This window comes from Kitasatospora sp. NPDC004289 (genome assembly GCF_053602875.1).
In genome coordinates this window covers 24719-38586 of record NZ_JBSGEL010000020.1, presented here as the reverse complement: position 1 = coordinate 38586, position 13868 = coordinate 24719, and the positions used below count along the sequence as shown (strand labels likewise).

Here is a 13868-nt window from a genome sequence, read left to right as displayed (position 1 = left end):
CATGTACTCGAGCGCGCGATCAGGTGCAGAGGCTCGCCCCGAGCAGCTCGGCGAAGCTGACCTCCGGCCGGGCCACCCCGAAGACCTGGGCCCGCAGCAGCACCCGCTCGGCCCAGGCCCGGTGCGGCTTGGCCTCGTTCATCTTGTTGGTGTACGCCGAGCGCAGCACCCCTCCCCCACCCAGGCTCTGCTGGAGGATGTCCTGTGCGTCGGAGTACTCCTCGTGGGTGACCACCGAGAGCGCGTGCACCGCCGGGACATGGCTGGGGTGGATGCAGGTCTTGCCCAACAGGCCGTTGGCGCGGTCGAGTTCGATCTCGCGGAGCAGCCCGTCCAGGTCGTGCTCGATGATCCGCTGCCGCAGCGCCTCGGCCGGCGGCTGGGCCTCCACGAAGGGGGTGCGGCGCAGCTGCGGCTTGAACATCCGCTCCTGCACCGGGAAGTACTCCCAGACCGGCCCGGTGACGGTGTACCCGGTGCCGTCGGCGCGGCCGAGCACGTTCACCACGTCCCCGATCACCCCGGCCACCAGGGCGACGTCGTAGGCGGTCAGGTCGGGCGAGCGGCGCAGCCCGTACGCCGAGCAGAGGTCGGTGACGCCGAGCCGGACGGCCAGCACCCGCTCGCGGTGCTTCTCCAGCAGCCGGGATATGCCGAACAGCTGGTCCCGGCGGCTCTCCAGGTGGGCCAGCTCGGGGGACTCCAGCACGGGCATCGCGAAGAGCCGCTGCCCCGAGCTCTCCGAGGCGGCCGCCAGCGCCTCCAGGAAGGGCCCGCCGCTCTCCTCGGTGAACTTGGGCAGCACGTACCCGGAGACCAGCGCGGCGGCCGGGCCGAGGCGCGCGGTGAGGTCGGTGACCTGCTCGGGGGTGCGGACCCGGACGAACAGCAGCGGCAGACCGGCCCCGCCGTCGGCGTGCAGCTGCGCCAACTGGGTGACGAGGTTGGCCTCCGCCGCGACCACCTCGTGGTCGGCTATCGCGTCCTCCAGGCAGAGCACCATCGAGACCACGCCCTTGGCCGCCTGCTTGCGCACGTCGGCCGCCAGCGCGGGCCGGGTGGCGGGGCTGTAGAGGGTCGCGCCGAGCGCGGTGGAGAGCAGCTCGGCGGGACTGTCGCGGTGGAACTCCCCGGGCTGTTCCAGGAAGAGCCGGCCGCGGTCGGCTGCGGCGAGATGGCCGAAGTGGCGCATGGTGCTCTCCCGTGGGGCGCTGAGGTGGGTGGCGTGGGCTTCTCTGGATAGACGGACGGGCCGTCCCGATGGTTCGCAGGACGGCTCGGGGCCGCCCGTGGGAGGGCGGACCGGAACGGTGGGAGGTCGGGGAAGGCCGGGCGCCGATGCGACGGTGGGTCGGCGTGCCGTAGGCGGCCCATGGTACGGGTGATTCCGATCTTCCTGACCACCTGAAACGTCGAATTCTCGGAAGATTACCGTCCGCGTCACATCTCGCCACCGTCCCGGAACGGGCCCGGGTTGACAGCCGCGTTGTCCACAACGGTCGGGAAGCGGCAGGATGGTCCGTCATGACGCACCTGATGGCCAAGGGGGCCAACATCTCACTGGCGGCCGCCGGCGTCCGCGCGGTGCTCCGCTGGACCACCGGTCCGGGCGCGCCGGACGTGGACGCCTCGGCGCTGCTGGTCGGCGCGGACGGGCTCGTCCGCACCGACGCCGACTTCGTCTTCTACAACCAGCCCCGGCATCCCAGCGGTCTGGTCCGCCACCTGCGCAAGCAGAGCAGCGGGGAGGAGGTGGCCGACACGGTCGAGGTCGAGCTGGCCCAACTCCCGGCGGACGTCCACCGGGTGGTGCTGGCCGGCTCCGCCGAGGGCGGCCCGGTCTCGGTCCTCGACGACCTCCGGATCCAGCTGCACGACATGGAGGCGCCGGCCGGCACCCCGCCGATCGCCGAGTTCGTGCTCACCGACGTCGAGGAGGTCACCGCCCTGGTGGCCGCCGAGCTCTACCGCCGCGGCGGCGGCTGGAAGTTCCGCGCGATCGGCCAGGGCTACGCCAGCGGCCTGGTCGGGCTGGCCACCGACTACGGCATCACCGTGGAGGACGGGGCCGCCCACGCCCCCGCGGTGCCGCCGACCGTGCACACCCTGGAGACGCCCGCCACCGCCCCGGAGCCGGGCACCTACACCCTGATCCCGGCGGCGCCCCAGCAGCCCCAGCAGCAGGTCGCGCAGCAGCCGCAGCAGCCCGTGACCCCGCCCCCGCCGCCGTCCTACCGCCCGGACTACGGCTACCCGCCGCCGTTCGCGCTCCCGCCGCAGGGGCCGCAGTTCCAGCCCCGGCCCTGAGGCCCCGCCCCTGAAGCCCCGCGCCTGAAGCCTCAGCCCTGCGGGGTGTCCGCCTTGTAGCCGCGCTGCCACTGCATCCCGAACCCGTACAGCCGGTCCAGGTCGGACTGGAACCCGTGCACGTACCGGACCTCCCGACGGACCGTCAACTGGCCGTCCCCGGTGTTCTCGATCAGCACCACCGCGCACGAACGGGCCGCCGCCGCCCGCTCGTCCAGCTTGATCTCCAGCCGGGGACCGGTCTGCGGCACGATCGTCACGGTCGCGTGCGTCCGGTCGAAGGCCGGGGTGTCGTCGTAGATGTAGACGAAGATGAGCAGCCGCCGGAACTGGTCCTTCTTCTCCAGGTTGATGTACATCGTCTCGCCGGACGGCGCCCCGTAGACGTCGTCCCCGCTGAGCTTGATGAACGGCGGCTTCTGCAGGTCGCCGAAGTACTTGCCGAGCGGCTGCACCACTCCCCGCGTCCCGTCGGTGAGTTCGTACATGCAGGCCAGGTCGAGGTCGACGTTCAGCTGCGGCCGGGAGTGGCTGTCCGGCTCCATCGGGCGCAGGATGCTGGGGCTGAACAGCCGCCGCAGGGTGGAGCCGCCCGCGCCGGCCGCCTCCGCGGTCCGGGTGGTCCAGTGCAGGTTGACGTACAGGTACCCCGTGGTCGCGGCCGGGCCGGTGAGGGCGTGCTGCGGCTGCGCCTTGGTCAGGGTGATCTTGTACTGGTTCCCGGTGTCGAAGCCGGTACGGTCCTTGCGCAGGTAATCCCAGAACGAGACCATCCGTGTGTCCCTCCCCCAAGCGGCCAGCCAAACCTACCGGACCAGTACCCCGATCGGGGGCGGAAGACCCCGCGTGTCACTGTCGCCGACGGATAGTCACCTCCCGTACCATGCACGACTTCTGGGCACGGTATCGTTCCCCCGCACACGTGTACCTGCCGTCCGTACCCCTCCGTACCCGGACGGCTGACCCGACCTGCGGAAGCCGAGGCCCACGCCCCCGATGAACCTCTCCTCCATACAACTGGTCTGGGCCGTAGTCGGCGGCGCGGCCCTGCTGTTCACCGCGCTGCTGGTCGCAGCGCTGCGGTTCAAGAACAACACCGTCAAGACCGACGAGACCTCCGACTCCTGGGAGCGCAGCGAGGAGCGCCGGCGCCGCAAGGAGATGGTCTACGGGATCTCCTCCTACGTGCTGCTGTTCTGCTGCGCGGGCGTGGCGGCGGCCCTCTCCTTCCACGGCCTGGTCGGCTTCGGCAAGGAGAACCTCGGCCTCTCCGGCGGCTGGGAGTACCTGGTGCCGTTCGGTCTGGACGGCGCCGCGATGTTCTGCTCGGTGCTCGCCGTCCGCGAGGCCAGCCACGGTGACGCCGCGCTCGGCTCCCGCCTGCTGGTCTGGGTCTTCGCCATCGCCTCCGCCTGGTTCAACTGGGTGCACGCGCCGCGCGGCGGCGGCCACGACGGCGCCCCGGAGTTCTTCTCCGGCATGTCGATCTCGGCCGCGATCCTCTTCGACCGCGCGCTGAAGCAGACCCGCAAGGCCGCCCTGCGCGAGCAGGGCCTGGTGCCCCGCCCGCTGCCGCAGATCCGCATCGTGCGCTGGCTGCGCGCCCCCCGCGAGACCTACGCCGCCTGGTCGCTGATGCTGCTGGAGAACGTCCGCAGCCTGGACGAGGCGGTCGACGAGGTGCGCGAGGAGCGCCAGGCCAAGATGGACGCCAAGCTGCGCGCCCGCAGCGCGGACCGGCGCGAGCGCGCCGAGCTGAAGGCGATCTCCCGCTCCTCCGGCGGCGTGCTGGGCCGCGGCCGGGGCGGCCGCCAGGTGCCCGCGCTCACCTCGGGGGCCGGCGACGGCCAGGCCGCTACGGAGCCTGCGCTAGACGATGACCCCATGACGAAGGTCGGCCCCTCCGCCCTGGAGCCGGCCGCGCTGAACCCGGGCCGCCGCCCGCGCGCCGCGGTGGAGTCCTACTCCTCCTCCGTCGACCTGACCACCGAGGACGACACCCTGTCGATGCCGAAGCTGGACACCTTCGACACCCTGGAGCGCAAGCTCCGGGCGATCGAGCAGCGCCTCGGCTGACGCACCACCAGCAGGTACGCCGAAGGCCCCCGGTCCGTACGGACCGGGGGCCTTCGGCGTACTGACGGCGGATCAGGAGGACGGGGCGCCCTCGAGCTCCGCCTCCTTCTTGTTCCGGTACACCGAGGAGGCGAACGCCGCCGCGATGAAGGCGACGCCGATCAGGCCGGTGACGATCTCCGGGATGTGGTACTCGATCCCGACCAGCAGGATCACCGCCAGCACGCCGATCGCGTAGTGCGCGCCGTGCTCCAGGTAGACGTAGTCGTCCAGGGTGCCCTTGCGGACCAGGTAGACGGTGAGCGAGCGGATGTACATCGCGCCGATGCCCAGGCCCAGCATGATCATGAAGATGTTCTGGGTGATGGCGAAGGCGCCGACCACGCCGTCGAAGGAGAACGACGCGTCGAGGACCTCGAGGTAGAGGAAGAGGAAGAACGCGGCCCGGCCGCCGACCTGGACGATCGACTTGCCGGACTTCTCGGCCTCCTCCTCGGCCTCGGCGTCCTCCTCCAGGCGGTTCTCGAAGACGCTGGAGAGGCCGTTCACGGCCAGGTAGGTGGCCAGGCCCAGGATGCCCGCGAGCAGCACCGTCTCGGCGTTGTCACCGGCGAACAGGTTGGCCGCCACCGCGATGGTGATCAGGGCGATCAGCGAGGAGAACGCGTCCAGCTTGCCGATCTTCTCCAGCGGGCGCTCCAGCCAGCCCAGCCAGTTGAAGTCCTTCTCCTCCAGGATGAAGTCGAGGAAGATCATCAGCAGGAAGATGCCACCGAAGGCGGCGATGGCCGGGTTGGCCATCTCCAGGTACTCGCCGTAGGTGTGACCGTCGTAGGTCTTGCCCTCGTTGAGCGCGAGGTCGATCACGGTCATCGGGCCGAGGTGGGCGGTCAGGCCGACCACCAGCAGCGGGAAGACCAGCCGCATGCCGAAGACCGCGATCAGGATGCCGACCGTCAGGAAGATCTTCTGCCAGTACGGGTTCATCCGCTTCAACACGGTGGCGTTGACCACCGCGTTGTCGAAGGAGAGGGAGATCTCCAGGATCGAGAGGATCAGCACGATGCCGAAGCCCTCCCACCCCCAGAGCAGGCCGGCGGCGACCAGGCCGGCGGCGGTGATGCCGAACGACCAGCCGAATGTACGGAGGACCACGGAAGTTGACTGCCTTTCGAAACGGGTTGGGTGCGGGCTGCCGCTACTGGACGTTGACGCCGAAGTCGAGCGCGATGCCCCGCAGGCCGGAGGCGTACCCCTGGCCGACGGCGCGGAACTTCCACTCGCCCTGGTAGCGGTAGAGCTCACCGAAGATCATCGCCGTCTCGGTGGAGGCGTCCTCGGAGAGGTCGTAGCGGGCGATCTCCTGACCGTCCGCGGTGTTCACCACCCGGATGTAGGCGTTGGAGACCTGGCCGAAGTTCTGCAGCCGGGTCTCGGCGTCGTAGATCGAGACCGCGAAGACGACCTTGTCGATGGTGGCGGGCACCAGCTCCAGGTTGACCACCACGACCTCGTCGTCACCGTCGCCGTCACCGGTCAGGTTGTCGCCCTGGTGCTCGACCGAGCCGTCCGGGCTGCGCAGGTTGTTGTAGAAGACGAAGTGCGCGTCGTCCGGCACCCGGCCGCCGGCGCAGAGCAGCGCACTGGCGTCGAGGTCGAAGGCGGCACCCGTGGTCGAGCGCGCGTCCCAGCCCAGGCCGATGTGGACCTGCGTCAGGTTCGGCGCGGCCTTGGTCAGCGAGACGTTGCCGCCCTTGGCCAGCGAGACACTCATGTACTTCCTCCCAGTCCCCCGTCACCGGGGCTACTGCCACGGCCGGCGCCCCACCTCAGGGGTCGTGAACCCCCCAGGTGTACGCCCCCGCAGCCCGTTCCGGGCCGTTGCGGCCCGCTGAACTTGCTGAACTCTCGTCAGCCCCCGCCGCCCACAACGGCGAAGGCCGGGGTCGGACGGAGCAGTGCAGCTCCGTCCGACCCCGGCCTCCCAGCCTATTCACCCCGGCGGGGCGTCACACAGGCACCCCGAGAACCCGGGCGGAGCGTCAGACGTTGACCCCGAAGTCCTGGGCGATGCCGCGCAGGCCCGAGGCGTAGCCCTGGCCCACGGCGCGGAACTTCCACTCCGCGCCGTTGCGGTACAGCTCGCCGAAGACCATGGCGGTCTCGGTCGAGGCGTCCTCGGAGAGGTCGTAGCGGGCGATCTCGGCGCCGCCGGCCTGGTTCACCACGCGGATGAAGGCGTTGCGGACCTGGCCGAAGTTCTGCTGGCGGTTCTCGGCGTCGTAGATCGAGACCGGGAAGTTGATCCGCTGCACGTCGGCCGGGACGCCGGCCAGGTTGACCTTGATCTGCTCGTCGTCGCCCTCGCCCTCGCCGGTGGTGTTGTCACCGGTGTGCTCGACGGAGCCGTCGGCGCTCTTGAGGTTGTTGAAGAAGACGAAGTTGCCGTCCGAACCGACCTTGCCCTGGTCGTTCAGGAGCAGCGCGCTGGCGTCCAGGTCGAAGTCCGTGCCGGTGGTGGTGCGGACGTCCCAGCCGAGGCCGATGATGACGGCGGTCAGACCGGGCGCCTCCTTGGTGAGCGAGACGTTGCCGCCCTTGCTGAGGCTGACACCCACGAGGTCCTCCAAATGCGCTGATGGTGTTTCACTTCTCCCAACGGCCCGATCGTAGTGCCGGGTTCCCCTCGTCGGGCAGTGACGGGACCGGCCCGGCCGACTTTCGTCGGACCGGGCCGGTGCCTCAGCGCTGGCGGGGCGTCAGAGCGCGTCCACCGCGGCCAGGTACGCCTGCTCGTCGCGGGCGTCCGGGAGGCCGTTGACGACCGACCAGCGGACCACGCCCTCCTTGTCGATGACGAAGGTGCCGCGCACCGCGCAGCCCTTCTCCTCGTCGAAGACGCCGTAGGCGCGGGAGACCTCGCCGTGCGGCCAGAAGTCCGAGAGCAGCGGGTACTCCAGGTTCTCCTGCTCGGCGAAGACCCGGAGGGTGAACGGCGAGTCGTTGGAGACCGCGAGCACCTGGACCGCGTCGTTCTGCAGGCGCGGCAGCTCCTTCTGGATCGCGCAGACCTCGCCGGTGCAGACACCGGTGAACGCGAACGGGTAGAAGACCAGGACCACGTTCTTCTCGCCGCGGAAGTCGGAGAGCTTCACGAGCTCGCCGTGCTGGTTCTTCAGCTCGAAGTCCGGAGCCTGGGTGCCTACCTCGATGGCCATCCGGCCCTCCCTCTGGTTCGAAATCCACGGCCGCCGCACCGACCGGGGCGGCCACACCGGCATCCTCGCATCCGATCGGGCCGGTTCCGCCGTACGAGTGAGCCGAGTTCGCCGAACCCACCCCGATTTCGCCCTGGGTGAACACGGGGCTGGACGGCCGGCACAAGCCGGGACGGGAAACGGACGGGCCCCGCTGGAGCTTCCTCCAGCGGGGCCCGTCACGGGTGCTTCCCGGGTCAGCGCTTGCCCTGCTTCGCGGCCTTCGGGGTGGCCAGGCGGGTGCCCGCCCAGTCCTTGGCGATCGCCACCGAGCTGGTCTGCGAGAGGCCGGCGGTCCGCGCCGCGTCGGCGATCTCGTCCGGCTTCACGTAGCCGTCGCGGCCGGTCTTGGGCGTCAGCAGCCAGATCAGGCCGCCCTCGGCCAGGTACTCCAAGGCGTCGACGAGGGCGTCCGTCAGGTCCCCGTCCTCCTCGCGGTGCCACAGCAGGATGCCGTCGGCGACATCGTCGTAGTCCTCGTCGACGAGCTCCGTACCGGTGATGTCCTCGATGCCCTCGCGGAGATCCTGGTCAGTGTCTTCGTCGTACCCGAGCTCCTGGACGATCTGGCCCTCTTCGAAGCCGAGTCGCTGCGCCGGGTTGGACTTGTCCGCGGGGTCCGCGGTCGCGCTCACGGGAATAACCTCCAGTATTCGGCTCGGCGTCCATGCCGAGGCTTGGCCGTAGTCCACACGGGAGTGGCGGTTAGCGCAAGTACCCGCTCGCCCATCCCACCCAAAGGTTGACGCCTACGAGCGGAACACGCCCGGCGAGAGTGTCAGGAATCACACCGATTTGCCCTTTTCTGCAGCGGTCGAGGATGCTGCGGGGCGACAGGCGCGCGAACCGCGAAGATGACCGAGATACGAACGTCATTCGGGGTACGCACCCGTGCGGGCGTAAAGTCTCCTGTTGGCCCTCACCCCGGACGGCCGCCATCGGTCGACCGGGTGCCTGGAAGAGATTTCAGGACAAGGTCGGACCACCTCTTCGTACCACTCGATGGCGCGCACCAGGGGCAAGGAAGCCTCGCGAGCCATCCGGCCGGCCCGCTGACCAGGCGGAACGGTTACCCATCGGTAGATATGACGGATCTCCCGGACGCGGTACACGATGGAGGCGGCGCGACACACCTCAGTTTCGACCGACAGTGAAGGAACAGCGTGGCTTCCGGATCAGATCGCAACCCGATCATCATTGGCGGCCTTCCGAGTCAGGTCCCGGACTTCGACCCCGAGGAGACCTCGGAGTGGCTCGAGTCCCTTGACGCGGCCATCGACGAGCGGGGACGCGAGCGCGCCCGCTACCTGATGCTCCGTCTGATCGAGCGCGCCCGCGAGAAGCGTGTCGCCGTGCCCGAGATGCGCAGCACGGACTACGTCAACACCATCGCCACCAAGGACGAGCCGTTCTTCCCCGGCAACGAGGAGATCGAGCGCAAGGTCCTGAACGCGACCCGTTGGAACGCGGCGGTGATGGTCTCCCGGGCCCAGCGCCCGGGCATCGGGGTCGGTGGCCACATCGCCACCTTCGCCTCCTCCGCGTCGCTCTACGACGTCGGCTTCAACTACTTCTTCCGGGGCAAGGACGCGGACGGCGAGTCCGGCGACCAGATCTTCTTCCAGGGTCACGCCTCCCCCGGCATCTACGCCCGGGCCTTCCTGCTGGACCGACTGTCCGAGCAGCAGCTGGACTCCTTCCGCCAGGAGAAGTCCAAGGCCCCCTACGGCCTCTCCAGCTACCCGCACCCGCGGCTGATGCCGGACTTCTGGGAGTTCCCCACCGTCTCGATGGGCCTCGGCCCGCTCGGTGCGATCTACCAGGCCCGGATGAACCGCTACCTGGAGCACCGCGGCATCAAGGACACCTCCTCCTCGCACGTCTACGCCTTCCTCGGCGACGGCGAGATGGACGAGCCCGAGTCGCTCGGCCAGCTCTCGCTGGCCGCCCGCGAGGGCCTGGACAACCTGACCTTCGTGGTCAACTGCAACCTGCAGCGCCTGGACGGCCCGGTCCGCGGCAACGGCAAGATCATCCAGGAGCTGGAGTCGCAGTTCCGCGGCGCCGGCTGGAACGTCATCAAGCTGATCTGGGACCGCAGCTGGGACCCGCTGCTGGCCCAGGACCGCGACGGCGTCCTGGTGAACAAGCTGAACACCACGGTGGACGGCCAGTTCCAGACCTACGCCACCGAGACCGGTGCGTACATCCGCGAGCACTTCTTCGGCGGTGACCTGCGGCTGCGCCAGATGGTCGAGAACATGTCCGACCAGCAGATCCAGCACCTGGGTCGCGGCGGCCACGACCACGCCAAGGTCTACGCGGCGTTCAAGGCGGCCCGCGAGCACGTCGGCCAGCCGACCGTGATCCTGGCCCAGACCGTCAAGGGCTGGACCCTCGGTCCGAACTTCGAGGGCCGCAACGCGACCCACCAGATGAAGAAGCTGACGGTCGAGGACCTCAAGCGCTTCCGTGACCGCCTGCACATCCCGATCACGGACAAGCAGCTCGAGGAGGGCTACCCGCCCTACTACCACCCGGGCAAGGACTCCGAAGAGATCCAGTACATGCACGACCGGCGCAAGGAGCTGGGCGGCTACGTGCCGACCCGCAAGGTGCGCCCGCGTCAGCTGGAGCTCCCGGGCGACGACGCCTACAAGGCGGTCAAGAAGGGCTCGGGCAACCAGACCATCGCGACCACGATGGCCTTCGTCCGCGTCCTCAAGGACCTGATGCGGGACAAGGGCATCGGCAACCGCTTCGTGCCGATCGCGCCGGACGAGTACCGCACCTTCGGCATGGACTCGCTCTTCCCGTCCGCCAAGATCTACAACCCGCTCGGCCAGACCTACGAGTCGGTCGACCGCGAGCTGCTGCTGGCGTACAAGGAGTCCCCGACCGGCCAGATGCTGCACGACGGCATCTCCGAGGCCGGCTGCACCGCCTCGCTGATCGCCGCCGGTTCGTCCTACGCGACGCACGGCGAGCCGCTGATCCCGGTCTACGTCTTCTACTCGATGTTCGGGTTCCAGCGCACGGGTGACCAGTTCTGGCAGATGGCCGACCAGCTGTCCCGCGGCTTCGTGATCGGCGCCACCGCGGGCCGGACCACGCTGACCGGTGAGGGCCTCCAGCACGCGGACGGCCACTCGCACCTGCTGGCCTCGACCAACCCCGGCGTGGTGGCCTACGACCCGGCCTACGGGTACGAGATCGCGCACATCATGCAGGACGGCATCAAGCGGATGTACGGCTCCTCGGCCGAGCACCCGCACGGCGAGGACGTGTTCTACTACGTCACCGTCTACAACGAGCCGATCAAGATGCCGGCCGAGCCCGAGAACGTCGACGTCGACGGCATCCTCAAGGGCATCTACAAGCTCAACGAGGGCGAGGCCGGCCAGATCCCGGCGCAGATCCTCGCCTCCGGCGTGGCCGTGCCGTGGGCCCTGGAGGCCCAGCGGATCCTCGCCGAGCAGTGGAACGTCAAGGCCTCGGTGTGGTCGGCGACCTCCTGGAACGAGCTGCGCCGCGACGCGGTGGAGACCGAGGAGTTCAACCTGCTGCACCCGGAGGAGCCGCAGCGCGTCCCGTACGTGACGCAGAAGCTCCAGGGCGCCGAGGGCCCGTTCGTCGCCGTCTCCGACTGGATGCGCGCGGTGCCGGACCAGATCTCGCGCTGGGTCCCGGGCGTCTACCAGTCGCTGGGTGCCGACGGCTTCGGCTTCGCCGACACCCGTGGTGCGGCCCGCCGCTTCTTCCACATCGACGCCGAGTCGATCGTGCTGGGCGTGCTGACCGAGCTGGCCAAGCAGGGCAAGATCGACCGCTCCGCCCTGAAGGACGCGATCGACCGCTACCAGCTGCTCGACGTCACCGCGGCCGACCCGGGCCACGCGGGCGGCGACGCCTGACCGCTCCGGTGAGCTGAAGCGAACGAAGGGCCGGACACTCCTGACGGAGCGTCCGGCCCTTCGGCCTTCCCGAGGTCTCCGCCGGCCGGGCACGTGCGAAGGGTCCGCTCCTCCGCCCGGGCCGACGAGCAGCACGGGGTCACCGTCGGACGGCCGGTCACCCCGCGGGCGGATCCCGGTAGAGTGCGCTGAATTTCGCACGTACGCACGGGGGACCCACCTTGCCGAGATACGTATCCGCACACGACGTCACGCTGTACTGGGCCGGGCTGACCGGCTGCTGCACCGCGATGGCCACGGTCTACTTCTGGCGGGGCAGCGCCGCCGAGCCCTGGACCGAGGGGATCGGGTGGGTGCTCGGGCTGGGGTGGCTGATGGTCGTGATGGCCCTGGTCGCCCTGGTCGTGACGCTTGCCCGCGGCCTGCACGGGGACGGGCCCAAGGGTTGGTTGGTGGCGGCGGTCTGCGCCGTGCTGGGCGTCGTCCCGGCGTACTTCATCGCCGGGTGGATGCTCACCCCGCCCCCGCCGGGCGACCCGGCCAGCCCGGAGCTGCGGCCGGCCTGGACCGCCTCCGACCCGACCGGCGGGGGCAAGGCGGTGGCGATCTGGCAGCAGGGCGAGACGGTGGTCCGGGTCCGCGAGGACGGGCTGACCGCCTACCGGGCCGGCGACGGCACCCCGCTCTGGACCCTGGCCACGCCCGCCCGGGAGACGGTCTGCGCCGCGGGCACCGACCCGGCCGGGACGGTGGCGGCGGTCGCGCTGAGCCGCTCGCTGGGCGAGTGCGAGAGCGTCCGGGCGGTGGACCTGGGCTCCGGCACCTGGGCCTGGGGCGAGCGGGTCGTCAAGATCACCGATGCGGTGGACCGCGAGCGGCGCGGGCACCAACTGGCCGTCACCGGCGGCACGGTGCTGATCGCCGAGGAGGAGCGGCTGCGCGCCGTGAAGGCCTCCGACGGCACCGAGCTGTGGAGCGGCCCGGCCGCCAAGAACTGCGACAACCTGGCGGTGGCCGCCACCGGGGCGAAGGTCGCGCTGGTCGAGTACTGCCCGGGCACCTACCCGCAGGGCACCGCCACGCTGCGGATGCTCGGCGCGGCCGACGGCAAGGAGGCGTGGCGGACCTCGCTGGGCACCGAGACCCGGCTCACCGCGCTGCAGCTGCTGAGCGTCCAGCCGCCGGTGGTCCGGGTCCAGGAGCAGGACGGCGCCGGGGTGCACGGCGTGCTCTCCCTCAGCGAGCGGGGTGCGGTGCGGGCCGTGGTCAAGGACGGGGCCGGACCGGACCTGCGCCTGGTCCTGGAGGCCAACAACCAGTCCATCAGCGCACCGGGCCTGCGGGCGGTGGTGACGGGCGATCAGCTGGTCGCCGCCGTCAAGGTCCGGGGCCTCGGCGAGGCGGTCGCCGCCTTCTCGCTGGCCGACGGCGCACAGCGCTGGCTGGTCGACGCGGGCAGCGGGGCGTACGGCCTGGCGGCCGGGACGGACGGGGTGCTGGCGCTGACCGACTACGGGTACGACAACCAGCTGCTGCGGATCGACCCGAAGGACGGGTCAGTGCGCTCGCGGCAGGTCCTGCCGACCGGGCAGAGCACCGCCACGGCCTGGCTCGGCGGGACGGCGACCCGGACCCTGATCGGCTACGGGCTGTACGACCCGTCCGTCCCGGTGCTGCGCGGCCTGCCGCGCTGAGGCCGGAGGAAGCCGGCTCAGGCCGGAGGAGGCACCGTGCGGGGCGCCCGACGGCACCTGACGGGTGCCTGACGGGTCTCTGACGGTGCCTCAGCCGGCCGGGACGCCGAGGTCGGACGGCTCGATCTTCGGCTCGACCACCACGAAGCGGCGCTCGCGCTCGTCGTAGTACGTCCGACCGGTCGGCTCCAGCAGGCTGCGGGCCAGCACCCGGGTGACCACCCCGTCCCGCTCCCCGGTGGCGGGCGCCTCCAGCGCGGCCGCCACCGTCCGGTGCATGGCCGCGAGTTCGGCCGGCGGGCTCGCCGGGTCGTAGCTGTCGGTGGACGCGTGGTAGACCGGGTGCGGCCGGGCGACGAAGTCGGTGCCCACCTCGAGCGGGAGGAGCACCCGGACGTCGGCGGCCACCGACGGGCGGGCGGCCACCCAGTCCGCGCAGGCGGTGATCAGCCCGGCGTAGGGGGCGGCCAGGGCGGGCGGGAGCAGCCCGTCGAAGCGGCGCACCATGACGCGCGGGGAGCCGGGCGCGGACGGCACGAAGTAGAGCGTCCCGAGCGGGCTGAACAGGAACTTCCGCAGGCCGAGGGCGTCGCTCAGTTCGGAGAAGGTGCGCATCGTCC

General features: G+C 70.5%; 12 protein-coding genes. 4 read left to right on the top strand and 8 right to left on the bottom strand.

The features are described 5' to 3' along the window. Window positions 1-19: 19 nt before the first annotated feature. On the bottom strand, window positions 20-1192 hold the full coding sequence (locus ACWEPF_RS15785; RefSeq protein ID WP_452172964.1) for an HpcH/HpaI aldolase/citrate lyase family protein: 1173 nt from the start codon (window positions 1190-1192) through the stop codon (window positions 20-22). Window positions 1193-1524: 332 nt separating this feature from the next. On the opposite strand from ACWEPF_RS15785, the gene ACWEPF_RS15780 reads away from it, so the two are divergent. Then, entirely contained in the window at window positions 1525-2307 is a 783-nt protein-coding gene (locus tag ACWEPF_RS15780; protein WP_452172963.1) for a TerD family protein, read from the top strand. Window positions 2308-2339: 32 nt separating this feature from the next. Here ACWEPF_RS15780 and ACWEPF_RS15775 read toward each other — a convergent pair whose 3' ends face one another. Then, window positions 2340-3080 (bottom strand): TerD family protein, encoded by a 741-nt coding sequence (locus tag ACWEPF_RS15775; RefSeq protein ID WP_345285081.1) that lies wholly within the window; start codon window positions 3078-3080, stop codon window positions 2340-2342. Window positions 3081-3303: 223 nt separating this feature from the next. Between ACWEPF_RS15775 and ACWEPF_RS15770 the strand changes: the two genes are divergently transcribed. Next, window positions 3304-4383 carry a DUF2637 domain-containing protein gene (locus ACWEPF_RS15770; RefSeq protein ID WP_452172962.1) on the top strand — a complete coding sequence of 360 codons (1080 nt, stop codon included), beginning with the start codon at window positions 3304-3306 and terminating at the stop codon, window positions 4381-4383. 72 nt (window positions 4384-4455) lie between these two features. Here the strand turns inward: ACWEPF_RS15770 and ACWEPF_RS15765 are convergent, their stop codons facing one another. The 5 genes from ACWEPF_RS15765 to ACWEPF_RS15745 all read right to left on the bottom strand — a co-directional run bounded on the left by ACWEPF_RS15765 (window position 4456) and on the right by ACWEPF_RS15745 (window position 8275). Then, window positions 4456-5538 carry a DUF475 domain-containing protein gene (locus ACWEPF_RS15765; protein ID WP_452172961.1) on the bottom strand — a complete coding sequence of 361 codons (1083 nt, stop codon included), beginning with the start codon at window positions 5536-5538 and terminating at the stop codon, window positions 4456-4458. A 43-nt stretch (window positions 5539-5581) separates the two neighbouring features. Continuing rightward, window positions 5582-6157 (bottom strand): TerD family protein, encoded by a 576-nt coding sequence (locus tag ACWEPF_RS15760; RefSeq protein ID WP_345285075.1) that lies wholly within the window; start codon window positions 6155-6157, stop codon window positions 5582-5584. 268 nt (window positions 6158-6425) lie between these two features. After that, window positions 6426-7001, bottom strand: coding sequence for a TerD family protein (locus ACWEPF_RS15755; protein ID WP_345285073.1), 576 nt, complete (start codon window positions 6999-7001; stop codon window positions 6426-6428). A 141-nt stretch (window positions 7002-7142) separates the two neighbouring features. Further along, window positions 7143-7601, bottom strand: coding sequence for a peroxiredoxin (locus tag ACWEPF_RS15750; RefSeq protein ID WP_345285071.1), 459 nt, complete (start codon window positions 7599-7601; stop codon window positions 7143-7145). A 236-nt stretch (window positions 7602-7837) separates the two neighbouring features. After that, window positions 7838-8275, bottom strand: a complete 438-nt coding sequence (locus ACWEPF_RS15745; RefSeq protein ID WP_345285069.1) for a DUF3052 domain-containing protein — start codon at window positions 8273-8275, stop codon at window positions 7838-7840. Window positions 8276-8803: 528 nt separating this feature from the next. Between ACWEPF_RS15745 and aceE the strand changes: the two genes are divergently transcribed. Beyond that, on the top strand, window positions 8804-11554 hold the full coding sequence (aceE, locus tag ACWEPF_RS15740) for a pyruvate dehydrogenase (acetyl-transferring), homodimeric type (RefSeq protein WP_452172960.1): 2751 nt from the start codon (window positions 8804-8806) through the stop codon (window positions 11552-11554). Between the two features lie 221 nt (window positions 11555-11775). Further along, on the top strand, window positions 11776-13248 hold the full coding sequence (locus ACWEPF_RS15735) for an outer membrane protein assembly factor BamB family protein (protein ID WP_452172959.1): 1473 nt from the start codon (window positions 11776-11778) through the stop codon (window positions 13246-13248). A gap of 90 nt (window positions 13249-13338) precedes the next feature. Here the strand turns inward: ACWEPF_RS15735 and ACWEPF_RS15730 are convergent, their stop codons facing one another. Then, window positions 13339-13863, bottom strand: coding sequence for a hypothetical protein (locus tag ACWEPF_RS15730; protein WP_452172958.1), 525 nt, complete (start codon window positions 13861-13863; stop codon window positions 13339-13341). Between the last annotated feature and the right edge of the window lie 5 nt (window positions 13864-13868).

Bases quoted from the DNA above. Each gene is read 5' to 3' on its own strand.
- ACWEPF_RS15730 (WP_452172958.1), bottom strand. From the start codon at position 13,863: ATGCGCACCTTCTCCGAACTGAGCGACGCCCTCGGCCTGCGGAAGTTC.
- ACWEPF_RS15775 (WP_345285081.1), bottom strand. From the start codon at position 3,080: ATGGTCTCGTTCTGGGATTACCTGCGCAAGGACCGTACCGGCTTCGAC.
- ACWEPF_RS15750 (WP_345285071.1), bottom strand. From the start codon at position 7,601: ATGGCCATCGAGGTAGGCACCCAGGCTCCGGACTTCGAGCTGAAGAAC.
- ACWEPF_RS15785 (WP_452172964.1), bottom strand. From the start codon at position 1,192: ATGCGCCACTTCGGCCATCTCGCCGCAGCCGACCGCGGCCGGCTCTTC.
- ACWEPF_RS15780 (WP_452172963.1), top strand. From the start codon at position 1,525: ATGACGCACCTGATGGCCAAGGGGGCCAACATCTCACTGGCGGCCGCC.
- ACWEPF_RS15770 (WP_452172962.1), top strand. From the start codon at position 3,304: ATGAACCTCTCCTCCATACAACTGGTCTGGGCCGTAGTCGGCGGCGCG.
- ACWEPF_RS15760 (WP_345285075.1), bottom strand. From the start codon at position 6,157: ATGAGTGTCTCGCTGGCCAAGGGCGGCAACGTCTCGCTGACCAAGGCC.